Annotated in this window: 20 protein-coding genes; 14 read left to right on the top strand and 6 right to left on the bottom strand. The window is 42.6% G+C overall.

What is annotated here, in order from left to right; genetic code table 11:
* Positions 1–59: 59 nt before the first annotated feature.
* The 5 genes from AACT52_RS37225 (at position 60) to AACT52_RS37205 (ending at position 9,080) form a co-directional block, all read left to right on the top strand.
* On the top strand, positions 60–3,308 hold the full coding sequence (locus AACT52_RS37225) for a PAS domain S-box protein (protein ID WP_073628613.1): 3,249 nt from the start codon (positions 60–62) through the stop codon (positions 3,306–3,308).
* 576 nt (positions 3,309–3,884) lie between these two features.
* On the top strand, positions 3,885–4,262 hold the full coding sequence (locus AACT52_RS37220; protein WP_073628609.1) for a response regulator: 378 nt from the start codon (positions 3,885–3,887) through the stop codon (positions 4,260–4,262).
* A 260-nt stretch (positions 4,263–4,522) separates the two neighbouring features.
* Positions 4,523–4,936 (top strand): response regulator, encoded by a 414-nt coding sequence (locus AACT52_RS37215; protein ID WP_443216610.1) that lies wholly within the window; start codon positions 4,523–4,525, stop codon positions 4,934–4,936.
* A gap of 194 nt (positions 4,937–5,130) precedes the next feature.
* Positions 5,131–5,508, top strand: a complete 378-nt coding sequence (locus AACT52_RS37210) for a response regulator (protein ID WP_073628607.1) — start codon at positions 5,131–5,133, stop codon at positions 5,506–5,508.
* A 275-nt stretch (positions 5,509–5,783) separates the two neighbouring features.
* Positions 5,784–9,080, top strand: coding sequence for a GAF domain-containing protein (locus AACT52_RS37205; RefSeq protein WP_073628645.1), 3,297 nt, complete (start codon positions 5,784–5,786; stop codon positions 9,078–9,080).
* A 75-nt stretch (positions 9,081–9,155) separates the two neighbouring features.
* Here AACT52_RS37205 and AACT52_RS37200 read toward each other — a convergent pair whose 3' ends face one another.
* Both AACT52_RS37200 and AACT52_RS37195 read right to left on the bottom strand, forming a co-directional pair.
* Entirely contained in the window at positions 9,156–11,381 is a 2,226-nt protein-coding gene (locus AACT52_RS37200; RefSeq protein WP_073628643.1) for a CHASE2 domain-containing protein, read from the bottom strand.
* A 452-nt stretch (positions 11,382–11,833) separates the two neighbouring features.
* Complete coding sequence (locus tag AACT52_RS37195; protein ID WP_073628605.1) at positions 11,834–12,646, bottom strand: sulfurtransferase; 813 nt, start codon at positions 12,644–12,646, stop codon at positions 11,834–11,836.
* A gap of 169 nt (positions 12,647–12,815) precedes the next feature.
* On the opposite strand from AACT52_RS37195, the gene AACT52_RS37190 reads away from it, so the two are divergent.
* Both AACT52_RS37190 and AACT52_RS37185 read left to right on the top strand, forming a co-directional pair.
* Positions 12,816–13,553 carry a Uma2 family endonuclease gene (locus AACT52_RS37190; RefSeq protein WP_073628603.1) on the top strand — a complete coding sequence of 246 codons (738 nt, stop codon included), beginning with the start codon at positions 12,816–12,818 and terminating at the stop codon, positions 13,551–13,553.
* 52 nt (positions 13,554–13,605) lie between these two features.
* Positions 13,606–14,244 (top strand): transaldolase family protein, encoded by a 639-nt coding sequence (locus AACT52_RS37185; protein ID WP_073628601.1) that lies wholly within the window; start codon positions 13,606–13,608, stop codon positions 14,242–14,244.
* Between the two features lie 473 nt (positions 14,245–14,717).
* Here the strand turns inward: AACT52_RS37185 and AACT52_RS37180 are convergent, their stop codons facing one another.
* Positions 14,718–15,161, bottom strand: coding sequence for an Hsp20/alpha crystallin family protein (locus tag AACT52_RS37180; RefSeq protein ID WP_073628599.1), 444 nt, complete (start codon positions 15,159–15,161; stop codon positions 14,718–14,720).
* A 227-nt stretch (positions 15,162–15,388) separates the two neighbouring features.
* Here AACT52_RS37180 and AACT52_RS37175 point away from each other — a divergent pair, with 227 nt between their 5' ends.
* Positions 15,389–16,273, top strand: a complete 885-nt coding sequence (locus AACT52_RS37175; RefSeq protein WP_073628597.1) for an alpha/beta fold hydrolase — start codon at positions 15,389–15,391, stop codon at positions 16,271–16,273.
* Between the two features lie 243 nt (positions 16,274–16,516).
* Entirely contained in the window at positions 16,517–17,002 is a 486-nt protein-coding gene (locus AACT52_RS37170; protein WP_073628595.1) for a GNAT family N-acetyltransferase, read from the top strand.
* 156 nt (positions 17,003–17,158) lie between these two features.
* On the opposite strand, the gene AACT52_RS37165 is transcribed toward AACT52_RS37170, so the two are convergent.
* Positions 17,159–17,998, bottom strand: coding sequence for a hypothetical protein (locus AACT52_RS37165; RefSeq protein ID WP_073628593.1), 840 nt, complete (start codon positions 17,996–17,998; stop codon positions 17,159–17,161).
* Positions 17,998–18,630, bottom strand: a complete 633-nt coding sequence (locus AACT52_RS37160) for a ParA family protein (protein WP_073628591.1) — start codon at positions 18,628–18,630, stop codon at positions 17,998–18,000. Before AACT52_RS37160 ends, AACT52_RS37165 begins: the two co-directional genes overlap by 1 nt.
* 196 nt (positions 18,631–18,826) lie before the next feature.
* Here AACT52_RS37160 and AACT52_RS37155 point away from each other — a divergent pair, with 196 nt between their 5' ends.
* The 5 genes from AACT52_RS37155 (at position 18,827) to AACT52_RS37135 (ending at position 23,341) form a co-directional block, all read left to right on the top strand.
* Complete coding sequence (locus AACT52_RS37155) at positions 18,827–20,206, top strand: cytochrome P450 (RefSeq protein WP_073628589.1); 1,380 nt, start codon at positions 18,827–18,829, stop codon at positions 20,204–20,206.
* Positions 20,207–20,436: 230 nt separating this feature from the next.
* Entirely contained in the window at positions 20,437–21,816 is a 1,380-nt protein-coding gene (locus tag AACT52_RS37150; RefSeq protein WP_073628587.1) for a cytochrome P450, read from the top strand.
* Positions 21,817–21,832: 16 nt separating this feature from the next.
* On the top strand, positions 21,833–21,982 hold the full coding sequence (locus AACT52_RS37145; protein WP_198940848.1) for a hypothetical protein: 150 nt from the start codon (positions 21,833–21,835) through the stop codon (positions 21,980–21,982).
* Positions 21,983–22,110: 128 nt separating this feature from the next.
* Positions 22,111–22,896, top strand: a complete 786-nt coding sequence (locus AACT52_RS37140) for a nucleotidyltransferase domain-containing protein (protein ID WP_073628585.1) — start codon at positions 22,111–22,113, stop codon at positions 22,894–22,896.
* A gap of 298 nt (positions 22,897–23,194) precedes the next feature.
* Entirely contained in the window at positions 23,195–23,341 is a 147-nt protein-coding gene (locus tag AACT52_RS37135) for a ribbon-helix-helix protein, CopG family (protein WP_073628583.1), read from the top strand.
* A gap of 484 nt (positions 23,342–23,825) precedes the next feature.
* Here the strand turns inward: AACT52_RS37135 and AACT52_RS37130 are convergent, their stop codons facing one another.
* Entirely contained in the window at positions 23,826–24,011 is a 186-nt protein-coding gene (locus tag AACT52_RS37130; RefSeq protein ID WP_073628581.1) for a CopG family transcriptional regulator, read from the bottom strand.
* Positions 24,012–24,390 lie beyond the last annotated feature (379 nt).

Raw genomic sequence — 24,390 nt, 5'->3', positions numbered from 1 at the left:
ACTAAATTTAACAAAAGAAAAATCAATGGATGAATTGAAAGCAAATTGTAGTAATTATCATGTGTAAAATTAATGAAATAACCCAGATTAATCAGCACTTGAGCATGGCTTTGGAAGCAGCCAAAATCGTCATTTTGGACTGGGATTTGCTTTCCGATTGTGTCGGTTGGTCAAGCAGTCAAGAAGAATTATTTGGGTTGGCACCTGGAACTTTTCCAGAAACTTACGAATCTGCTATAGCTCGTGTTCATCCAAGTGACCTAGAAGCTGTGACTTTATCTTTGAATCAAGCACGTCTTGAACGGCATGATTATCATCAGGAACTACGGATTTTTGGGTCTGATGGTAGTATCCACTGGATTGAGGCAAAGGGAAGATTTTTTTATAACGAGCAAGGTCAAGCAGTGCAGATGCTGGGAACCGTCATGGAGATTAGCGATCGCAAAGCTAGAGAAGAACAACTGCGTCTGTTGCAATCTGTAGTCGTTCATACACATGACGGAGTAGTAATCACTGAGGCAAACCCCACTGACCCTACGGCTTCCCCGATTGTCTACGCTAACCCTGCTTTTACCCAAATGACAGGTTATACTTTAGAGGAACTCTTGGGCAAGACACTGTATATTCTCCAAGGAGAAAAAAGTGACCCAGCAACTTTAGATAAAATTCGTACAGCGCGGCAAAGTGGTCAACCAGTGCAGGTTGAAGGGATTAACTATACCAAAGACGGCAGAGAATTTTGGGTTGAAGTCAGTATTTTCCCGATAGACGATAAAACAGGTCAAGTGACTCACTGGGTATCAGTGGGGCGGGACATCACCGAGCGTAAGCAGACAGAAGCTGCTTTGAAAGAAAGTGAGGAGCGGTTTCGCCAAATAGCAGAGAATATCCAAGATGTTTTCTGGATATTAGATCCTCTCAACGGCGAAATAGTTTATATTAGCCCTGTCTATGAAAGAATTTGGGGGCGCAAGTGTGAAAGTTTGTATGCCACTCGAATGGATTGGATGAATAGCATACATCCTGATGACACCGAAAGAGTGCAAGCGACTATTGGTAATAAAGTACACACAGACCTTTTTGAGCATGAGTATCGTATCGTGCGTCCAGATGGAACAGTGCGGTGGATTCGAGACCGAGGGTTTCCGGTTAAGGATGAGTTCGGACAAGTACAGCGTATAACAGGGATAGCAGAGGACATCACAGAGCAGAAGCTCTCAGAAGTTGCTTTGAGAGAAAGCGAGGAGCGATTTCGCCAAATAGCAGAGAACATCGAAGATGTTTTTTGGATATCAGACCCTACAAAGCCTCAGTTACTCTACATCAGCCCGGCATACGAAAAAATTTGGGGGCGTTCCATAGAAAGCTTGTACGCCAGTAACATAAACCTTATTAATTCTACTCATCCAGATGACCGGGAACGAGTGCTAGCAACTTTTGTTGAAAATGCACACCAAGCAACATTTGAGCATGAGTATCGCATTGTGCGCCCAGATGGAACGGTGCGGTGGATTCGAGACCGAGGATTTCCGGTAAAGGATGAAGGGCAAGTTAAGTACATTACAGGAATCGCACAGGATATCACTGAGCGCAAACTTGCTGAAGCTACACTACAGCAACTTAATGAGGAGTTAGAAATCCGAGTTAAACAGCGGACTCTTGAGCTAGAACGCTCTCAAACAATCTTGCAACAGCAGCTCAGACGAGAGCAGTTAATCAAAAGGCTCACGCAACAAATACGCCAGTCCCTCGACTTGGAAACAATCCTTAACACTGTTGTTAGCGAAGTCCAAAAATTGCTGGCATCTGACCGAGTTTCAGTCTACCAAATTCAGCCAGATGGTACTGGCAGTGTCGTTGCCGAAGCTGTTGTGGGAGACTGGACTAGGACTTTACACCAGAAATTTCCCGAAGAGATTTTCCCCAAACGATCCCAAAAACGCGATCTCGAAGGACAGATTTACACCCTTACCGACTGTGATAGCGAGGAAATATCACCCTGTTTTGCAGATTTTTTAGCAAAAATTCAAGTTAAGGCAGAACTGGTGGTTCCTATTATCCAACAAGATACGGTTTGGGGACTGCTGATTGTCCACCAATGCAGTGAACCAAGAGAATGGGAAACTTGGGAAATAGATTTGCTCAAGCAATTAACTAGCCAAGTAGCGATCGCCATTCAACAATCAGAACTTTACCAGCAACTTAAGGAAGAACTGCGCGATCGCCAACGGGTAGAAGTCGCATTGCGACAAAGCGAAACTCTGTTTCGTTCTCTAACGGAGTTTGCACCCGTGGGCATTTTCAGATGTGATGCTCAGGGGCAAATTATCTATACTAATCCTCACTGTCAGGCAATTTTTGGCTATACCTTTGAGGAAGGTTTGGGGTATGGCTGGATGCAATTTGTTCACCCGGAGGATTTAGAAATTATTATGCCCCAATGGGCTGAATCAGTGGCAGCAAAGCAGGGATACTGCAGTGAAATTCGTTGTATCCACAAGGACAAAACTATCCGGTTTGGTCGAACTATGTCAGTTCCCATCTTTTGCGAGTCTGGTGGACTTACAGGTTATGTTGGCATAGTAGAAGATATCACGGAAAGTCACGCAATTGAGAAAATGAAAAAAGAATTTATCTCGATTGTCAGCCATGAACTACGAACCCCTCTTGCTGCAATTCGCGGTTCCTTGGGATTACTCGCCGCGGGCGTACTCAAAGACCAACCTGACACTGCAAAACAAATGTTAGAAATCGCCGCCAACGACACAGAACGTTTGGTACGTTTGGTGAATGATATTCTTCACTTAGAGCGCCTAGAAGCGAACACAGTTTTTTTGGAGAAGCAATGGTGCGATGCTACCACAATAATGCGTCAGTCTGTAGAAACTGTGCAATCCCTGGCGGTAGAAACCAAGATCACGCTTTCTGTTGTGCCTTGTGAGGTGCAAGTATGGGCAGATTCAGACTGGATTATTCAAACTCTTGTCAATTTGCTGAGCAACGCAATTAAATTTTCGCCTCCACAGACTACAGTAACTCTGAGTGTCGAAGCGCTGCCAGAAGACGTTTTATTTAAAGTTCAAGACCAAGGACGGGGTATTCCCCATGATAAGCTAGAAAGTATTTTTGGACGGTTTCAACAAATCGATGCTAGTGACTCACGCGAAAAAGGAGGAACAGGTTTGGGTTTACCTATTTGCCGTAGTATTATACAACAGCATGGCGGCAGAATTTGGGCTGAAAGTGTGTTAGGACTCGGTAGTGTTTTCTATTTCACTCTACCTCAACCGCTTGACAGCGAAGGGTGAGGAACGGTTGATGGGCAGAGGAATTGACGAGTTTTGCTCAACCCGAAAAAGATGCAAGTTAAGTGCGTGACAGCTTGAGCTTTTCTCTGTCTTATTTTTCTATATTCAGAGTAATTTAATCGGGATGAGGTCGTGGCGTCATTTCTTTATATATAAAATAATAAGCAACAACAAAATCGGGAATATCCTCATTATTTTGTTATTTTTTGTGTTTATCCTCAAAAAGGTGCAAATTTGTCTTTTTACAAAAAAAGGCAGAGGGCAGAAGGCTAGAAGCAAGCGTGTCATCAGACCTGGGTTGTTAACATTGTTAATGCGTCGCCTGCCCTTAATAAAGTGTATAGCATCCGATATGATTTGTGAAATGTTGCAACACTTGCTGTCCTTTGTGATTAGTCCTTTATCATTTGGAATGACAAAGGACTAATGACGACCAGAACGAGCTTTATTACAACTCAAATAGTACTGCTATAGCATTTTCAGCTATTAACAGAATTTGATAAGAAAGCTTGTGACAACAACGTGTTTTTTTACTTGACTGTATTCCCAAATGGCTGGAAAGCTAAAAGTAAAACTATGTTACCAAAGCGGATTTTGCTTATCGATGACGAAACAAACCTGTGTACTGTTATTAAGGTTTGTTTAGAACACATAGGAGGTTGGCAAGTACTGATAAGTTATTCTGCTAGCGAAGGACTGCTACTCGCTGAAACTAAACTCCCTAATGCTATTCTGCTAGATGTCATGATGCCGGATATGGACGGATTGGTGGTGTTACGTGCATTGCGAATTAATCCGGTTACCCGAACAATTCCAGTAATTTTGCTGACTGCTAAACCACAGCCTGTAGACTTAAATCAATCTGCACAGTTAGGCGTTGTAGGGGTCATTCCCAAACCTTTTGACCCTATAAAGTTGGTAGATCAGGTAGCCGAATTGCTGGGATGGGAATAAGCCTGTCTTAGTCTAATTCAAATTATCATCACATACACAAAATTCCAAGTACTACAAATTTTTGGCAATCCTCAGAATTTCCTCATTTTTTTTACATAACATCATCAAACAAGTATCGAAATGTTTCTAAATTCTGGACTCTTAATTATTCCCGGAAGGAAACTTTATGGTTTGAATGCATTCGTAACTCTGACAAAGATTTAGTATTCTATAAAATTATACGTATAATAAAGTACAATTATAATACGTAGAAACAACAGATGATGGTAAAACCTGTTACTAAAAGAGTTTTATATATTGATGACGAACCTGATATGCAACTGATTGTGAAAACCTGTCTCCAGACTTTCGGAGGGTGGGAGGTAGAAGTCGCGAAATCAGGCACAGAGGGTTTAGTTAAAGCAGAGGAGTTGAAACCAGATGCCATCATTTTAGATGTGATAATGCCGGATATGGATGGTATTACTTGTTTGGAAAAACTACAGTTAAATGCCAAGACTCAAGCAATACCAGTAGTTTTTTTAACATCAAGGTGGAATATCACTCAAAAGTATCAGTTTTCAGCATTGGGTGCTGTGGGGGCGATCGCCAAACCCTTTAACGCTCTGACTCTGGTTCCTCAAATTGCAAAATTTCTTGGTTGGAAGCAAGAAAATGTAAAGGTACTAAACTAAAAAACTTTCCACATTCCTTGTCATACTAAATGAGTTTATTTAGATATTGACTATTTTTTGAATATCTAAATATGGGTTTAATGTTTTTTAATAAAAAAGCGGCGTAACTGATAAAACTCAGGCGAGATTATTTAGCAATGCCATTGCTTCTTGCAATTAATCGAACAACTATTTCTTGAAATTAAAGGACGAGTATGGCTTTGCTTGAAAAGATTCTAATTGTAGAGGATTCTCTTAGCCAGTTGGATCTGATGTGTCATTATCTCAGAGATAGTGTTTACCGCATTATTAAAGCAACTAGCGCTCAACAAGCTTTGAAAATCGCTTTACAAGAAGAACTTGACTTGATAATTACTGATGTAGTCATGCCTGAAATGAGCGGGTTTGAGTTGTGCCGTTTCCTCAAAAAAAATCCAGCAACTCAAAAAGTGCCAATTGTGATTTGCAGTTCCAAAAATCAGAAAGTTGACCGTTTGTGGGGGATGAAGCAAGGCGCTGTCGCCTATGTCTCTAAACCCTTTAGCCGCGAACAGTTGCTACGTGCCATTGAATCAGTGGCAGTATCAATGTAAAGTTTGAGTGTAAATATTTTTCTTTCATTGTAATAGAAATAGAGTATACAAAACAATTAGTTTCTGATACTATTGAATCTACTAAGCAGTAATCAATACTTAGTTTATTACCCTATTAATGTTCATGCTGCCAAAATAAGTTAATCTTATTAGTGTGATACCTATAGGCTATGGTTCAGTCTTTGTTCTCAGCTAGAAGCTTGCATCTACCACTGGAAATTCTCAAACATTACTCATTTAAGCACAAGACTCTTGAGGATTGGTAGATGATTAAAATGGTTGACAAAGATATAAATCATGCTAGAGATGAAAATGAAGATATTGAACAGAGTTTCTTCATAACATCGTTACAGCAAAAAACTGTCATACAACCTAAAATTGACTTTCATAATTCGCGCCGCCGTCGTATTATTTCTTGGCTCAGGCAGATAAGCTTACGTAATAAAGCCATAGCGTTTATCTTTGTTATTGGTACTGTGCCAGTATTTGGGATTGGGGCAATCACCTATTACTTGGTAAACCAATCAACGACAAAGGAAATTGTTAACAACAAGCAAGATAGAGCTTCTTTGTTGGCAAACAATATCAGCAGTTTCATGCAGAGACGGTATGGAGATATTCAAATCCTCTCTAGACTGACATTTCTGCAAAATCGTCAATTGAGGGGAGTGATCAGCCGTGAACAGATGCAAGCACGGCTGAGGAACTATTTAGATATTGAAAACAGTTATGAAAGCATTGCCGTTTTTGATATCAAGGGTAATCTGGTTGCCGATTCAGCAGGAGAATCTATAGCTAACCAAAAAAACGAAGAGTATTTTCAAGAAGTACTCAAAACTAACACGCCCTATATTAGCCAGCCGAAAGCCACAAAAAGCGTAGACCAATCTAAAATTTACATGGCTGCGCCTGTCAAAGATAGTGACACGGGTGAAACAATTTATATTGTTCGGACAGTGATACCCGTGAAATCTTTAGAAAAGGCAGTCCTGATCCCGCAAATTAGCCAAGATGATTACGATGTTGTAGATAGTTCTGGAAACATATTCCTGTCTAGGACAGGGAGCAAAACGGGTTTAGATGCAAAAAAAGAAATTCCTAAGTGGAAAGAAATACAAGCAAAGAAGCAAATAACGACTCAAATATTATTTAACAAAAAGGACAATGCTGAAAAACTAGTGACTTATGCGCCCTGGCAAAAAGTAGAAGGCTTGCCAGATTTAAAATGGACATTAGTTTTGAGTTTAGATACAGTAACTGCATTCGCAACACAGCAAAAATTATTACTGGCATTGGAGATAGGGACGCTAATAACAGGATTGCTGGTTGGTACAATCGCGGCAATTATAGCCACTCGTGTGATCAAGCCAATTGAAGCTGCTATTATGGCAGTACAAAAATTGGGTAAAGGTAATCTTGATACCCGAATTGCGATCAAAGGCGAAGACGAACTTGGAATCTTGGCTTCTCAGATCAACCAAATGGCAGACCAAGTGCAAGGCTTCCTACACAAACAAACCGCCGAAGCTGAGCAATTAAAGTTGTTGACAAACATCTTGCTCTCAATTCGCTCCTCTGTCAATTCTGAAGAATTGTTCAACATTACAGTCACAGAAGCAAAACTTGCCCTCAAAGCGGATCGAGTCGTGATTTATCGCTTCAATGCTAAAGGAGGCGGACAAGTTATAGCTGAATCAGTGAATCCTGGTTTGCCTGTGGCTTTTGGGGAGATGATTGAAGATGGCTGTATTCATAAGGACATCATAGACGCTTACAAACAAGGCCGGGTGATGGCTGTGAACAACGTCAGTGAAGCAGGCTTTTCTCCCGAACATCACAAGTTGATGGAAAGATTGCAAGTCAAAGCGAACTTGGTCACGCCAATTTTAAAAGATAACCAAGTCTTAGGCTTTTTGATTGCTCATCATTGTGAAGAAATTCATGCTTGGCAGCCATATGAAATTAATTTCTTGCGGCAGTTAGCAATTCAAGTTGGGCTGACTTTGGAACGTGTCAGTTTATTGGAGGTGACACAGACACTCAAAGACCTTGCTATCCACTTGTCTAGAACCCATAACTCGCAAGATATCTACAATTTGGCGGTTCAAAGCATCCGCAAAGCCTTGAAGGTGGAGCGAGCAGTCATATACAAAATAGACGAAAACCTGCACGGAAGGGTCATTGCGGAATCAGTTGTTGCGGGTTGGCCGGCTTCTCTTGGGGCAGAAATTTACGACCCATGTTTGAAAGATTATATTGATAAGTATCGGCAAGGTCGTGTTGTCGCAATTAACGATATTTACCAAGGTAATTTGAGCGAGTGTTATATCAAGCAATTAGAACCGTTTGCAGTCAAAGCAAATTTGGTCACACCGATTTTAATAGGTGATAAACTGCTCGGCTTGTTAATTGCCCATCAGTGTTCCCAACCTCGTTTGTGGCAACAGTCTGAAATTGATTTGTTTGAGCAATTTGCCAGAATTGTGGGACTGGCTTTAGAGCGAGCCAATTTTTTAGATCAAGCCGAACAAGGACGCCAAGAAGCAGAAAAAGCTTCTCAGCTGCAACGTCAGCAGAAAGAAAGGCTGCAACTGCAACTGCTAAGATTAATAGACGATCTTGAAGGAGCATCTCAAGGAGACCTGACAGTGCGTGCGGAAGTCACCGCTGGAGAAATTGGCACTGTGGCTGACTTTTTCAACTCCTTATTGGAAAGTTGGCAGGAGATTGTTACCCAAGTCAAACTAGCTGCTACTCAGGTAAATAATGCAATTGCAGACAACTCAGGATCGATGGGTGATTTGGCAATTGAAGCACTCAAACAAGCAGAGGAAATTAGCCGTACCCTCGATGCTGTTGACCAAATGAGGCAATCGATTAAAGCCGTAGCAAAAAATGCGAAGCAAGCCGAAGAAGTTGCCCGTACAGCATATCACGCCGCCGAAACTGGAGATACAGCAATAGACCTAACAGTCGAAAATATTATAAGTTTGCGCGATACAATAGGGGAAACGGGGAAAAAAGTCAAGCGTCTTGGAGAATCTTCGCAACAAATTTCGCGTGTGGTGGCATTGATTAAGCAACTTGCCATGCAAACCAATTTGTTAGCTATCAACACGGGTATTGAAGCGGCGCGTGCTGGTGAAGAAGCTCAAGGTTTTGCGGTGATTGCGGAAGAAGTTGCCGTACTAGCAGCTCAAAGTAGCGAAGCAACTGAGGAAATTGAAGAAATTGTTGCCAATATTCAACGCGAAACCAGTGAAGTTGTCAAGGCTATGGAGGTGGGAACCACGCAGGTTGTTGAAGGGACGCGTCTGGTTCAAAATAGTAAGTACAGTTTCAACCACATTCTTGAAGTCTGTCGCCAAATTGACCAATTGGTACAGTCAATTTCTCACGCTACAGTATCTCAGGTGCAAACTTCCCAAGAGGTTTCCATTCTCATGCAAGATATCGCCCAAATATCTGAAATGACCAGCAATTCATCTCGTCAAGTTTCCACTTCTCTCCAAGAAACAGTGGAGATTTCCCAGCAATTGCAAGAAAGTGTGCGGACATTCAAGGTGAATTAGATGGGGATGAAAGTCAAAAGTTAAAAGTTAAAAGTCAAAAGTCAAAAGTCAAAAGTCAAAAATCTTTTTTACTTTTTACTTTTCTACACCACTCAAATCCTGTAGTACAGCAGAAGCTGATTGATAGCGATCGCTAAAGTGGTAACGCACCATCTTATCTAAAATCTCCGCCAACTCCTCGCTGACTTGCGCCCATTGACGCCACATTACAGTACCAGTATCATTATTTGGCTGGAGTTCGTGAGGTGACAACCCAGTAACTGCCTGAATGCCAATCATCCCCAAAGCATAAATATCACTCGACAAGCGGGGATGACCAGCAAACTGTTCTGGTGGTGCGTACCCCCGCGTCCCAATAGCTACTGTCGCTAATTCAGTTTCCTCCTGATTGAGTGGTTGCATCATCTTAACTGCACCAAAATCAATCAGTACTAACTGATGATCTGTAGCACGCCTGATAATGTTAGTTGGTTTAATATCTCGATGAATCACACGACGCTCGTGAACAAAGGCAAGAACTTCTAAAATCCCTTTGAGCATATCGATAACGAACAGTTCATTTTGCACCCCCCGCACAGGTGGTAATTCCTCACTTAAAGTATGTCCCTCAATATATTCTTGTACTAAATAAAATTCATGATTGTCTTCAAAATATGCTAACAGTTGTGGGATTTGATCATGTTTTCCCAAAGCCTCTAAAATTTCGGCTTCGGCATCAAATAATCTTCTTGCAACTTGCAAAAATCTTGTATCCCGGCGGGCGGGCATCAGTTGTTTAACGACACAGATAGGATTGCCTGGGCGCTGAGTATCTTCTGCTAAATAAGTGCAACCAAATCCACCTGAACCAAGAACTCTAGTAATTTTGTAGCGTCCGCTTAAGACGGTATCACCAGTTCTTTTTTCTAGAGTATCAATTTTTGATGAACTGTGAAGATGTTTGTCTTTAATTGCTGTACTTTCTTTTAACAGTGTATTTAACTGTTCTATAGCCTCTTGTTGTTTTTCTACTTGCAGAACAATGATTTTTGTTTGCTGCTGAGTACGGTATGTAGTGTAAGCCATCACACTGACTCCACTCAGTACCAATGCTATACCAGGCGGTATCAAGGGCACCCACCCTGCTTGCAGAAACAACAGAGCGCAAATCACCACCAAGCCACTTAAACTTATACCTCCTACAACAACCAGCAATAAAGGATGTCGCAGACGCCACGCTAAAGCAGCACCTAACAGCGACCAAACCCAAACCCATACAACTTCACCCGAGTCAGAAAAGTACCAAATGACACGACGCCCATCCAAAACTGTACTGAGAATCTGACTGGCTATCTCTGCATGAATAAAGACAGCAGGCATTCTTGCAGGTTGGTTTGGCAGAGCGTTATATGGTGTATAAAAGCCACGATCAAGGCTGGGAGACTTAGTACCAATAATAACGAGACGGTCTTTTATCCAGTTAGGATTTATATTGCCGTTCAGCACTTGTGAGAAAGTGACTTCTTGGGCTAGGCTATCTGGATGGCGATAATTCAGCATGATTTGGTAGCCGCCATCATCGATGCTTTTATAACCACCTGCATTGCTGTCAAGAATTTTAAAACTGGCTTTCACCTTTTGTGAATGAGCATCAACCAGCTTGAAATTATTTTCATCGCTGAAATCAGGTTCAATACCTTGTTTTTCTAAATATTTAACTGCAACTAAAGCAGCAAACGAGAAGTTCGTTGTACATTTCTTATCTTCTGGGGAATTAGCAAACAACAAACTGCGGCGAACGATGCCATCTTCATCAGATATCAAGTCGGTAAATCCGACATTATCTATAGGAAAATTCGATGGTGGTGCAATTTCCGCCGTCCCCACGCTGCTGAATGCACACGTACTTACAATGTTATCTCGACGCTTTAAAGAAGCCCCCAGATTTGTCTGTTCTGGTCTATATATATTTATACCAATGACACGCGGTTGATAGGACTCTAATTTCGCCAACAACTCGTTCATTTTACTGTCTGACACAGGCCATCTGTATTGCCGAAGATCATCTTCAGTAACAGTCACCAGCAAAATACGCCGATCACGTGCTTCAGTAGGACGTAACCGTAACATCTGGTCATATGCTCTTAATTCCCAAGACTGCAACCATTTGAGTTCCCGTACTCCCAAAACTAAAGCAGTGACACCCAAACTTGTTACAAGAACAGTTCGCAGCCAGCCTTTGGGAGCATTGTTGTGATCAGAAATACGTTCTTTGGGAGCCTCAGTTAAACCAACTTCCTCAGGCTTGCGTTCAACAAGCATATCGCGATATCGATTCAACATCTGCAAAGGAAATGGGGAGGCTCGAACAGCCAAGCGATTGCCCTTTAGGGCACTGCGCGGAGCGCAATCGCCCTTTGGGCGGCTCCCTTTGGGAGCATCGCCATCTTTTGCCCATGAGGCACGCAGTTTTTGTAATAGTCCTGTAATCACGGAGATGCGGCACTAGCCAAAATGTGGTAGACTTCTCAAATCTGGAACTTCCGTTCCAGACTACAGACTAGGGAGAATTGAGATTATCCCAGGTACTATTCACTTTAGCAATTTAATTGCTAGAAAGAACTTCGTACACTGCCACACGAATAATTTATCTGTGTGCATCTTGCCTAGGGCGAGCAAGATGCCCACCCCACAAGTCGAAATAGAAGCAAGATCCCCGACTTCTTTAAGAAGTCGGGGATCTAAACCAATTGATTTTCACAAGAAACGCTTATTTATTCAAGTGGATACTTTTCATCTGGAGAAGCTGACCATTCCCACATAGAACCAGCATAATTCTTTACATTAGAAAAGCCCAAGTTAACAAGAACAGCAACAAAAAAAGCCGAGCGAATTCCACCCGTACAATAAGTAACAGTAGGAGTATCACGCTGAATTCCTAAGGTTTCTAATTTGGCGATAATTTCCTCTGGCTTAAGTAAATTTCCCTTAGTATCCATTAAATCTTTAAAGTAGAAATGCACAGCACCAGGGATATGTCCCCCTCGCTGTTCACCATAGGGAGTTTCTCCAGCATATTCTCGCTTTTGCCGAGTATCAATGACAGCCATCTTGTTTTCTGAAAGATTGACTTGAAGTTCATCACGCTGAATTTCCCATAAAGCAGTGCGATTAACAACAAAATCTCCTATTTCTAGCGGTTGATTAAGTCCGCGAGTCGTCGGAACACCTGCTTTAACTAATGCATTGTACCCGCCATCAACCAAGGCTGCACTTTGATGTCCTAAAGTGCGTAACATCCAAACAATGCGCCCTTCTTCCCCAAAATTGTCAGGCGGATTGCCAAGAACAATGACAGGTTTAGAGTGAAAAATACCAACTTGACGTAGTTTTTGTTCTAAAAGATTTGCATCTGCAAGTAGTTTTCCCCGATAGGGTTTTTGGTTATTTGAAAATTGCTGCCAAGTGACGTGAACAGCACCAGGAATATGTGAAATCAACCACGCCAACTTGTTGCGAGTGTCAAGAATTGTCGCCCCTTGAGATATCAATTGCTTGGCTTCGTCTGCGTTAACTATCCATTGCATATTTTTTTAAGCAATGACTATAAGTTTTGGCTTGTGCAATAAAGCGCAGGAAGAACGGCTTCCACTTGTACCACAGCTTTTAGTTTACCTCTGGCAAAGAACTCTTGGTGCAACATTGACCAGCTAAACTAGACTTACAACCGCCACGTCAAATATATACGCAGATGCTATGTCTTTCGCTCCAGACATAAGAAATTCGGAAAACACTATGGAAGATGTTATCTTTCCACCTAGTGACTTATATAGTGACGAACCGCCTTTGGAAACGGATCTACATCGGTTGCAAATGACGCTGCTCATTCAATGTTTAGAATGGGTGTGGCGTGAGCGCAATAACTTCTACGCTTCTGGGAACCTGACAATTTACTACAGTCCTCGTCAGCGCAAATCTGAACAATTCAGAGGTCCCGACTTTTTTGTTGTACTGGATACGGAACGCAAGCCGCGTAAAAGCTGGGTCGTTTGGGAAGAGGATGGCAAATATCCAAATGTGATTGTGGAAATTCTTTCTTCTGCAACAGCTGACACCGACCGAGGTTTAAAAAAGCAAATCTACCAGGATATCTGGCGTACGCCAAATTACTTCTGGTTTGACCCTGATACACTGGAGTTCAAAGGTTTTGAGCTGGTAGGTGGTCGTTACCAAGAACTTCAACCTAACGAAGTCGGCTGGTTGTGGAGTCCACAGTTGGAGCTATATTTGGGAGTTCATAATTCTAAGCTGCGTTTCTTTACTCCCCAAGGAGAACTCATACCCACACCAGAAGAAGTAGCACAGCAAGAGCGACAACGTGCTGAACAAGAACGGCTACAGCGCGAACAAGCGCAACAGCAAGTAGTAGAAATGGAGGCGTTGCTAACTCGCTATCGAGAACGGTTTGGTGAGTTACCAGAAAACCACTCTTAAGCACTGTTAAAGTACCTGTGTAGTTAACAAACTTGAAAGGGGCGAGACAATTATGGCAATTTATCTGGACTCGGCAATTCTATCTGAAGCTGAAATTGCTAGTAAAATGGGCTGGGTAAAGGGCATCACGACGAATCCAACACTTTTAGCTAAAAGCTCGGAGCCACCAGAAACCACGCTGAAAAAATTGGCACCGTTAACCTCAGGACCACTATTCTACCAGCTTGTGTCGTCTGATTTTGAGGGGATGGTGGCGGAAGGGAGGAAAGCTTTTGAGATTATTGGCAAGCAAACGGTGTTAAAAATTCCAGCAACACAAGTCGGGTTTGCAGTGGTGGCGTGTCTGTCGCCGGAGATAACTTGTTCAGTGACGGCGATTTACAGTGCAGCACAGGCAGCAGTGGCACGGGAGGCGGGTGCTAAAATTGCGATCGCTTATGTCAATCGTGCAACCCGGTTGTTAGGCGACGGAATTGCCCTGGTACGGGATATGGCTAGCGTACTTACTGGCAGTGATACTGAAATTCTAGCAGCTAGTATCAAATCACCAGAAGAAGCCGCAGCATCGCTACAAGCTGGAGCGCATCATCTCACTTTACCTTTGCCAATGTTACAAGCCATGACTACCCATGAATTCTCCGACAAAACTGTAGAAGAGTTTGCCAAAAACGGCATTGGTTTAAAGATTTAGTGCTTTAGTCATTTATAAAGTAAAAATCAAATTACTGTAGGGTGTGTTAGGCGCACCTTTTCGATATAATTTGTAACGAAAAACATGTTTAAAGCGCCTAACGCACCATGTTATATAGCAATCCTAAATCATTCGTAAAATTCTCTGTTCTCTCTTTTCTTGGCGCTCTTGGCGACGCCAGAGCCGGCACGAGGGAAACCCTCCTGCAGCGCTGGCTCGTCTTGGCGGTTGATAATTTTTACCTATCAAATAGGACTGCTATATAGCGGTGCGTTAGGCAAAGCGCCGTAACGCACCCTACTTAAGATTTACTTTATAAATCAACTCTAAATATCTATTAATCATACTTTTGCAAGAAGTCTTTTGTACAGGATGATAAAAAAGCCTGGTAGCTATAATGCAACCAGGCTGATATTTAAGTTACAGAGTAATGAGGAAGAAATCTATACTGCACTGTTGAAATTTACAACAATTTAATGAGCAGCTTGTTCAAGATTAACTTTGACGACTGGGTTTTTCGCTTCTTCCTTCTTAGGCAATGTTAGATTCAAAATACCGTCTTTGTATTCTGCGGTGACTTTCGTGTTTTGAATATGAGTAGGTAAAGGAATGACGCGTTGAAATTTCCCATATTGGAATTCACTGCGGGTATAGCCTTTCTCTTCAGTTTTGGTTTCAGACTTACGCTCGCCACTGATAGAAACGGCATTTTCTGTCACTTGAATATCTATATCTTTGGCTTCCAAGCCTGGAACTTCTAACTTCAGATGGATGGCATCATCTGCTTCAGTGAGTTCAGCCGCAGGAAATCTTGTGAAGCCTTCCCAAGTTTTTGTTGGCGCTATTTCATCAAATAGGCGGTTAAGTTGATCGCTTAAAGCGTTAAATTCTTGCCTCGGGTTCCAACGACTTAACATATATAGTTCTCCCTCTTATATAAAAAGTTGTTGTTTGAATCAAGTCAGGAATCAATTCCTTCCTTTGATTCTCATATTATTGCAAGATAAAAATACTGTTGGTTCGGTTCTTCTCACCCAAGAAATCTTAATGACCGACCATAAAATTAGACATAATATTAGACATAATATAACTCGCTCAACAAAGGGTATTGCCCACTTTCCTGCCACAAGGTAAACTAAATTCTATGTTTCCAAGTTTCTTACCGATTACAGTTGGGGATCTCACAGAATCCACCTCGATCGCTCTTGCTCAGAGCATTGAACAGATAGCGCTAGCCACTCCCTTAAGTACACAACCAATCACCACAACCTATGTGCGTCAAGGAAGCGGGGGTACACCTTTGCTGTTGATTCACGGCTTTGACGGTTCTGTGTTAGAGTTTCGCCGCCTTGTGCCTCTACTGGCGGTACAAAATGAGACATGGGCAGTGGATTTATTGGGTTTTGGGTTCACAGACAGACCAGAGGGAGTCAAGTTTAGCCCCAGTGCAATTAAAACCCATCTCTATTATTTCTGGAAAACCCTGATTAACAAACCTGTCATTTTAGTGGGCGCTTCGATGGGAGGTGCAGCGGCGATTGATTTCACCCTCACGTACCCAGAAGTGGTGCAAAAACTGGTGTTAATTGATAGTGCTGGTTTGGCGAGTGGTTCGCCGTTAGGCAAATTGATGGTTCCACCTTTGGATTATTGGGCAACTCAGTTTTTGCGTAATCCTTACGTTCGGGCAAGTATTTCCCGTACTGCGTACAAAAACAGGGAGTTAGCATCACTTGATGCTCAATTATGTGCAGCATTGCACCTAGAATGCTCCGACTGGCATAAAGCTTTGATTGCTTTCACTAAAAGTGGTGGTTACAGTGCTTTTAGATTTAAGAAACTAGCAGAAATTGTGCAACCAACGCTTATTTTATGGGGTGATTCTGACAGGATTTTAGGTATCACGGATGCCAACAGGTTTAAGCTGGCAATTCCAAATAGTAAACTCATTTGGATTAAAGATTGCGGTCATGTCCCTCATTTAGAACAGCCGCAAATGACAGCACAGCGTATTTTAGAGTTTAGATAAGACAAAAGTTGTACATCACCTGAATGTCTTAATGCTGCTATAGCAATCCTAAATCATTTGTGTTGGCGTTCGCCTTTGGCGTGGCGAAGCCTCAGCCTGCGCTTGCGCTTAACTCTCTGTTGTCTCTTTTCTTGGCGTTCTTGGCGTCTTGGCGGTTCGTTTAAAGGTAATTTTCATTTTGCAGATAGGACTGCTATATAAATTCGAGATAGGTTTTGACAAAAAGCTAATAATTGCTCGGATATGCAGTTTCAATTCCACCCATTGACGAGAAAAGAAGCTACCGAACTCATCTCATGGCGATATGATAGACCATTAGACATTTACAACATTAAGGTCGATACTGATAGTCTCCAAAATACGGTTGATTTTTTCGTAGATCCAAAAAATTCCTACTTCGCGATTTCCTCTGATTTGCATGAATTCACGGCATTCTGCTGTATTGGAGCTGACGCTCAGGTTCCAGGTGGCGACTATTCGCTCGATGCTCTTGATATCGGACTTGGAATTCGTCCAGAACTGACTAGTCAGGGTCTTGGATCTCCCATAGCGATCGCTACAATCGATTATGCCAAACAGTCGTTTTCTCCTCAACGCCTTCGCGTCACAATTGCAGCGTTCAATTTTAGAGCCTTGAAAGTCTGGCAAAACCTGGCATTTCTGCCTGTCCAGAGGTTTCGCAAGCAAAACGGGGGCAATGAGTATCTTGTTTTCATACGTAATACGTAAGTTCAAACATGAAAATTCACTACCCTTCAGCTCGCCGACTTCTCTAAGAAGTCGGCGAGCTTGTTTTTCACGAATCATTTAGGATTGCTATATATAGTGCGTTAACGCATATAACGCACCAAAAAGATTGTGATTTTTTATGTGATTTTTAATTCCTTAATCAAGCAACCACATTGGGGAGGAATTGTCAACAGAGTCTTCAGGCTTCTTCATAGGCTGTCTTTCTGGTAGGTGGTATGATTTTCTATAGCTGAGCGAGCTTTTTATTGATTGTGACGATTGAGTGTTGTCCTTTTTCGGTTGTAATGATTGAGTGTTGTCCTTTCTCGGTTGTAATGATTGAGTGTTGTCCTTTCTCGGTTGTAATGATTGAGTGTTTTCCTTTCTCGGTTGTAATGATTGAGTGTTTTCTTTTCTCGGTTGTAATGATTGAGTGTTTTCTTTTTTGGCTTCTAATGTATTGATTGTTTCTGTCAGCTTGGAATTAGCGTCTGCTAGATGGACAGCTGCCTGTTTTGCATCTTTAAGCTCTGTTTTCAGATTTGCTGCTAATTCTTTTTGATCAGATAATGCTGATTGCAAATCAATAATTTGCTGCTGAAAAGAAACTTCTTTTTGCTGTGCTTTTTCTAAAGCTTCTTTTAACTCTTTGACAAGAGAAGCTTCTTTTTGCTGTACTTTTTCAAAAGTTTCTTTCCACTCTTTGACAAGAGAAGTTTCTTTTTGCTGTGCTTTTTCTAAAGCTTCCTTCAACTCTTTGACAGTTGCTTCTAACTCAGCTTTTGTTGGGCTTGTACGCCGAGACGTTGTTGTCTCAGCAGCTTGTTGTGGTTCCTCTAATTGAGCAGAATCCTCTTCTTCCCCCGTATCATTATCCAAGGAGGTGGAGGGACTATCATCAGAGATAGCAACAACATCGATAGTAGGTTCACCTTCTGGGGGTGAAAATTTTTGTGCTTCTTCTTGTAATAAGTCAGAAAGACGTTTCTTAGCCATTATTCCCTCCAATCACGCTTTAGTTCTTCAGCTACGCGGCGGTAGTCTGACTCCGCCTCCCGTGCGTTCTTTCCTCGCCCTTGGGTAATTGGAACACCCTCAAGTGCAGCTCGTTCATGCGCTTTATAGGCGCGGATGAAGGCTTTACAAGCAGGAATTCCCATTTCCATAAGAGTATTTTGAGCTTCCAGCACTTCCCCCAAACTCCGCGTATCCACTTTAGTAAGCAGAACCCGATGAGGTTTCCCCACGGGAATGACTGCTTGCTGGACTGTCTCGATCAGGATAGCCAAATCCATTGGTGCACATGGTGTGGGCAAAACCAGATAATCTGCTCCAGCAACTACCGCCGCTAATGCTTCAGAGCGCAGCGCCGGAGGCGTATCTACTACTACTAAATCGTAACCTGTTATCCTTCGTAAATGACCTAAAAGTTTGGGGTCAGTTGATTGTGATAAATCAAATTTCATAGTGTTCTGACTGCGCCCAAACCACCAACTGGCAGAACCCTGAATATCTGCGTCGATTAAAAGAACCTTTTTTTGCTCTGCAAAAGTTGCAGCCAGATTGACTGCGGTCGTTGTTTTACCGACGCCTCCCTTACCGTTGAGGATAGCGATGATTTTTGGCACTGTTTGCTTCCGACGCTGCTTTCACAGAATATACCTCTTTATTTGCCTTTATTTGCCACTCCCTAGATAGGAATGGGCAATGGGGTATGCACAATAGGGGAATACTTTTACCACCTTGACACCGCCCACACCCTTTCCCCGAAAAGGTCACAATAGAATCGATAAGTGCTCAACGCTACAAATATCGTAAATATTTATGAAACCAACTAACAATCTGCCTGATGGACCCAAAATGCCTGTTTTCCTGCGGCGGATGAAATTGATTTTTCAGCCGTTGGAATATGTGGAAGATTTTGCCAAAGCCTTTGGTGACAGCTTTACCGTGTGGGGTGCAAAAGGTACTCCTACTGTGTACTTCAGCCATCCCCAAGCACTGCAACAGATATTTAGTGCTGATTCTAGCCAGTTAGAAGTTGGCAGAGGAAATACGATTTTAAAATTTATGCTGGGGACAAATTCTCTGCTTTTACTGGATGGCGATTCCCACCAACGCCAACGTCAACTATTAACCCCTCCCTTTCATGGCGATCGCATGCGGGCTTACGGTGAGGCTATCTGCGAAATCACACAGCAAGTCAGCGACGAGTGGAAGATTGGTAAGCCATTTCATATCCGTGCGCCAATGCAAGAAATCACCTTGCGCGTCATCTTGCGGGTGGTGTTTGGCTTAGATGAAGGACCCCGTTTGGAAAAAATTCGACAACTATTGAGTTCACTGCTGGAGTCTATGGGTTCCCCTCTGGCGTCCTTCGGCTTATTTTTTCGATTTATGCAAAAAGATTTCGGCGCGTGGAGTCCGTGGGGTCGGATGCTACGCCTGCTGCAACAAATTGATGAAATGATTTATGCGCTGATTCGGGAACGTCGCGCCCAATCTCATGAAAATCGGCAAGATATCCTCAGTTTAATGATGTCTGCTCGTTATGACGATGGTCAAGCGATGACTGATGAAGAGTTACGCGATGAGTTGATGACGCTGCTGACCGCCGGACATGAAACCACGGCTTCAGCATTGACATGGGCGTTTTACTGGGTTGACCATTTCCCAGAGGTGCGCGACAAGTTGCTGAAAGAACTGGACACCCTAGGCGACAACCCAGATCCAAGTACTGTTGCCAAATTACCTTACCTAACAGCAGTCTGCCAAGAAACCCTGCGAATATACCCGATTGCGATGAATGCTTTCCCTCGGATTGTGCGATCGCCAATTGAAATTATGGGCTACAAGTTGCCAGAAGGAACGATAATATTCCCCAGTATCTACTTAGCGCACCACAGAGAAGAAACTTACCCACAACCAAAGCAGTTTAGACCAGAACGCTTTTTGGAGCGGCAATTTTCCCCATATGAGTATTTGCCCTTTGGTGGCGGAAATCGTCGTTGTATTGGGCTTGCCTTTGCCCAGTATGAAATGAAACTCGTTTTGGCGACCATTCTATCGCGCTTTCAAGTCTCCCTGGTCAACAAGCGTCCTGTGCGTCCCGTGCGCCGTGGTCTTACCTTGGCATTACCAGGAGGAATGCAGACGGTTGCAACGCCTGTAGAGAAGCGTGTAAGTGCGAGAGTGCTTGTTTAGCCAACATAGAAGCAATGTTTTCTGGCAAACAGACTGCTTCGATGCGGTTCATGCCTAGGGTGGCAAAGCCAAAATCAATCTAGTCACTGCGTCTCTGGTTCGGAAGACTGTGCGTGGGAAAGTGGTAAAATAGTACACCAGGAACACTGCACTCTGTCTGCTGCTCTTGAGAACTTCGGTCACAATAGTCACAATAAATCTCGATAAGCGCCTAACTCCGCAAGTATTTTATGAGAGCAACTAACAATCTGCCCGATGGTCCCAATATGCCTGTAATTCTACGGTTGATAAAATTTATTTTTCAGCCGTTGGAATACGTGGAAGATTTTGCCAAAACCTATGGCGACAACTTTACCATCTGGGGTCGCAATGATTCCCATAAGGTGTACTTCAGCCACCCCCAAGCACTACAACAGATTTTTACTGCTGATTCGAGCCAGTTAGAAGGTGGCAAGGGAAATATGATTTTAAAATTTCTGGTGGGGGCAAATTCGCTGCTTTTACTCGATGGCAATTCCCACCAGCGCCAACGTCAACTGTTAACCCCTCCCTTTCATGGTGAACGGATGCGGGCTTACGGCGAGACTATCTGCGAAATCACTCACCGGGTCACCGACTCTTGGAAGATTGGCAAGCCGTTTAGTATCCATGCATCAATGCAAGAAATCACCTTGCGCATCATCTTGCGGGTGGTGTTTGGCTTAGATGAGGGACTTCGTTTGGAAAAAATTCGAGGAGTATTAACTTCACTGCTGAACTCTATGGATTCCCCCCTCATATCCTCCGCCTTATTTTTTCAGTTTCTACGCAAAGATTTAGGCGCTTGGAGTCCGTGGGGTCGGGTTTTGCGCCTGCTGCAACAGGTTGATGAAATGATTTATGCCCTCATTCAAGAACGAAGAGCCGAATCTAACCAAAATCGGCAAGATGTCCTTAGTTTGATGATGTCTGCTCGTTACGACGACGGTCAGCCGATGACTGATGAAGAGTTACGCGATGAGTTAATGACGCTGCTGTTTGCAGGACACGAAACCACCGCTTCGGCATTGACATGGGCTTTTTATTGGCTTGACCATTTACCAGAGGTGCGTGACAAATTGCTCAAAGAACTGGATACCCTTGGTGACAACCTTGAGCCGAGTGCTATTACCAAATTGCCCTATCTGACAGCGGTCTGCCAAGAAACCTTGCGGATTTACCCCATCGCAATCACTGCCTCCCCTCGCATTGTGCGATCGCCTATTGAAATTATGGGCTACAAGCTGCCAGTGGGAACGGTCATCTTCCCCAGTATTTACTTAGCGCACCATCGCCAAGAAGTCTACCCACAATCAAAGCAATTCAAACCAGAACGCTTTTTGGAGCGGCAATTTTCCCCGTACGAGTATTTGCCCTTTGGTGGCGGTAGTCATCGCTGTATTGGCATGGCATTTGCTCTGTATGAAATGAAACTGGTATTGGCGACGATTCTATCGCGCTTTCAGGTATCCCAGGCTAACAAGGGTCCCGTGCGTCCCGTGCGCCGTGGTCTTACCTTAGTACCATCAGGAGGAATGCGAATGGTTGCAACGCCTTTGTCCAAGCGTGCAAATACGAGAGTGCTTGTTTAGGCTAGTAGGGTGGGCATTGCCCACCATCCATGGACAAGACTATCTCAATGTCTTAGGTACTCTCGTTCACGAGTATGAACAGAAGCATAAACCTATACCTGATATTTCTGGTGTAGAACTACTCAAAGCTTTGATAGCTGAGTTTGGTTTGCGACAAAAAGATTGAGTTCCCATATTCAAAACTGAATCTATAGTATCTGAAGTTATGAGCGGTCAACGCAATCTAACAGTAAACCACATTCGCCAATTGGCAGAGTTTTTTCACATTTCGCCTGCTGCATTTTTTGAGTCACGATGAGAGAGAAAATTTTACAAACAATTATCGCTGCATTACAACCCAAAGATTTTGTTTTAGCTTTATGGCAGGGAGGTTCAGCAGCGCATGGGTATACAGATGAGTGGTCTGATATCGATATTGTAGTGATTGTTGAGGACAATTTTGTTCAACAAACTTTTGATACCCTTGAAGCAGCTTTGCAAACAATCTCTGAGATTAGCTTCAAGTATAGAGTTCCTGAACCAACATGGCATGGTCACTCACAATGCTTTTATCAGTTAGCAGAAGTCAGCCCCTTTTTGGCAATTGATTTTGCCGTGATGAAGCGTAGTAGCCGTAATGATTTTTTAGAGGTGGAACGACACGGAAAGGCAGCGATCGCCTTCGATAAAGCAAATCTGGTTGTACCAACGAATTTAAATCGAGAAGAGCATTTTTCCAAAATGAAACAAAGATTTCAGCAGTTACAAATGCTCTATAAGTTTAAACAAATATTTGTCACAAAACAAATAAATCGTGGGCATTTGGCGCAGGCAATTGTCAACTATCAATCCCACACTCTGTCACCCTTGGTTGAACTTTTGGGAATGATATACCGTCCCTACCGATACGATTTTATGAATCTGAAATATTTTTACCGAGATTTTCCGCCTGAAGTTGTAGCGCGTGTGGAACAACTTTATTGTGTGACGGATTTGGCTGATTTGGCAAAGAAACAGCAACTTGCACAAGAAATGTTTGCTGAAACTTTGCCGCGTGTGGAACAGGCGCTTCAGTTATTCAAACTACCCGAAGATTGCTAATGCTATCCATAACCCTCTTCTGTCACTCTCCGAAAAGAAAATTTTTCATGTAGCTTTTCTATCCATTTGGAAGAGAGGGCTTAAACTCATTCATAATGTTCACCAAATGTAAAAATGCGATGATGTAGACGGAACCTGTATACAACAGAAATTGCCGAAAAAGTATCACAGGCTACAAAACTCCCGAACGCTCGCTTTTATGGAGAAACTTTTCTATCTACTGAATGTAGGGTAATTGCCAGTCCGGAAGGTAAAATCAGGGTTTGAAGCTATGATTACACGAGTTACCTGTTTCAGTATGAACAAAAAATGGGCGGTCAAGCGAATCACCATTAACCTGGCATCAAATGAAGCCAAGAACCTTGAAAAGTATTGTGAACAGACTGGCAGACCAGCAACGGATGTGATTCGAGAACTCATTCGAGCCTTGCCAGTGACGAAGTAAAAGTAGATTTGCGAACCATTTAACCTTGGTTTATTCTCAAGATATAAGCATTAGAACTTGGTTTAATTGGAGGGTTAAACTAAGGAGTCTTGGCAATTTTTGGTGATGATTGAGAGGGATGTAACAATTCAGTGATGGCGTGCTAAGCCCACGCTAAGCGAGCGCAGCACGCCGAAAACAAGATAACGTGATAACCATGATTGGGTTGCACGATCAAGACTGAGAGAATGTTTCTCAGGTTGGGCGACTATCCTTCTTATGTCGTCACTTTCGTCAGAAAATAATCTCTAACCCTTGTTTTTAAGTGTTTTCGCAACGATAGTATTTAAATGACAAATATCCAATCGTGATCGTCTAATCTATGATTATCGCTCTTTAATTACTATCGTCACAGTAAAATAATACGCCTTGTCAAAATCTGCAACACCTTCTACTTGAGCTATGACCATTCTAGATTTTGGCTTTTCAGACTCGGTCTGAAAAGTTAGGTCACGGGCAACCCTTGAATAAGTTTCCGAATCACATCCGTTGGTGCTTTCCCTGTCTGTTCACAATACTTTTCAAGGTTCTCAGCTTCATCTGATGTCAAGTTTAAGGTAATTTGCTTGAGCGCCCTTGTTTTACTAAAAGTTGCAAAGCTAGAAAATCTATGTACGCTGGTTTTATTCATTGATTGATAGGTATGTATTTGCAAACTTTACTAGATCAAGATTGCCAATTTATAACTATCTTTACCAGTGAAAATCGGGATTTTGAGATTGAACTTAAGCTTGATGCTCCAAGGATATTACTGAAAAAGTTATGTAGTATATTACTAGCATCATACTTAATGAATCAGCCATTACCTAGTACAACAAGCTTTCGGTTAGAGATATTATGTTAGTAATTCCCCATAGACTAACTAGATTATCTGTTGAGCAAGTGGAGTTGACTTCCAAAAGAAGAGTGGATTGCCTAATGTGGCTTTGAGCAGGGAATGTTTTGGTATAAACTTCCTTTAATTCCTCTAATACATGAGATTATTTGTTTGTTATAGCTATCAACTCATA

This window comes from Scytonema sp. HK-05 (genome assembly GCF_963872035.1).
In the GTDB taxonomy this organism is placed as follows: Bacteria; Cyanobacteriota; Cyanobacteriia; order Cyanobacteriales; family Nostocaceae; genus Kalymmatonema.
This window is presented reverse-complemented; position numbering and strand designations above follow the sequence as displayed.

Bases quoted from the DNA above. Each gene is read 5' to 3' on its own strand.
- AACT52_RS37225 (WP_073628613.1), top strand. From the start codon at position 60: ATGTGTAAAATTAATGAAATAACCCAGATTAATCAGCACTTGAGCATG.
- AACT52_RS37220 (WP_073628609.1), top strand. From the start codon at position 3,885: ATGTTACCAAAGCGGATTTTGCTTATCGATGACGAAACAAACCTGTGT.
- AACT52_RS37215 (WP_443216610.1), top strand. From the start codon at position 4,523: ATGATGGTAAAACCTGTTACTAAAAGAGTTTTATATATTGATGACGAA.
- AACT52_RS37210 (WP_073628607.1), top strand. From the start codon at position 5,131: ATGGCTTTGCTTGAAAAGATTCTAATTGTAGAGGATTCTCTTAGCCAG.
- AACT52_RS37205 (WP_073628645.1), top strand. From the start codon at position 5,784: ATGGTTGACAAAGATATAAATCATGCTAGAGATGAAAATGAAGATATT.
- AACT52_RS37200 (WP_073628643.1), bottom strand. From the start codon at position 11,381: ATGCTTGTTGAACGCAAGCCTGAGGAAGTTGGTTTAACTGAGGCTCCC.
- AACT52_RS37195 (WP_073628605.1), bottom strand. From the start codon at position 12,646: ATGCAATGGATAGTTAACGCAGACGAAGCCAAGCAATTGATATCTCAA.
- AACT52_RS37190 (WP_073628603.1), top strand. From the start codon at position 12,816: ATGTCTTTCGCTCCAGACATAAGAAATTCGGAAAACACTATGGAAGAT.
- AACT52_RS37185 (WP_073628601.1), top strand. From the start codon at position 13,606: ATGGCAATTTATCTGGACTCGGCAATTCTATCTGAAGCTGAAATTGCT.
- AACT52_RS37180 (WP_073628599.1), bottom strand. From the start codon at position 15,161: ATGTTAAGTCGTTGGAACCCGAGGCAAGAATTTAACGCTTTAAGCGAT.
- AACT52_RS37175 (WP_073628597.1), top strand. From the start codon at position 15,389: ATGTTTCCAAGTTTCTTACCGATTACAGTTGGGGATCTCACAGAATCC.
- AACT52_RS37170 (WP_073628595.1), top strand. From the start codon at position 16,517: ATGCAGTTTCAATTCCACCCATTGACGAGAAAAGAAGCTACCGAACTC.
- AACT52_RS37165 (WP_073628593.1), bottom strand. From the start codon at position 17,998: ATGGCTAAGAAACGTCTTTCTGACTTATTACAAGAAGAAGCACAAAAA.
- AACT52_RS37155 (WP_073628589.1), top strand. From the start codon at position 18,827: ATGAAACCAACTAACAATCTGCCTGATGGACCCAAAATGCCTGTTTTC.
- AACT52_RS37150 (WP_073628587.1), top strand. From the start codon at position 20,437: ATGAGAGCAACTAACAATCTGCCCGATGGTCCCAATATGCCTGTAATT.
- AACT52_RS37140 (WP_073628585.1), top strand. From the start codon at position 22,111: ATGAGAGAGAAAATTTTACAAACAATTATCGCTGCATTACAACCCAAA.
- AACT52_RS37135 (WP_073628583.1), top strand. From the start codon at position 23,195: ATGAACAAAAAATGGGCGGTCAAGCGAATCACCATTAACCTGGCATCA.
- AACT52_RS37130 (WP_073628581.1), bottom strand. From the start codon at position 24,011: ATGAATAAAACCAGCGTACATAGATTTTCTAGCTTTGCAACTTTTAGT.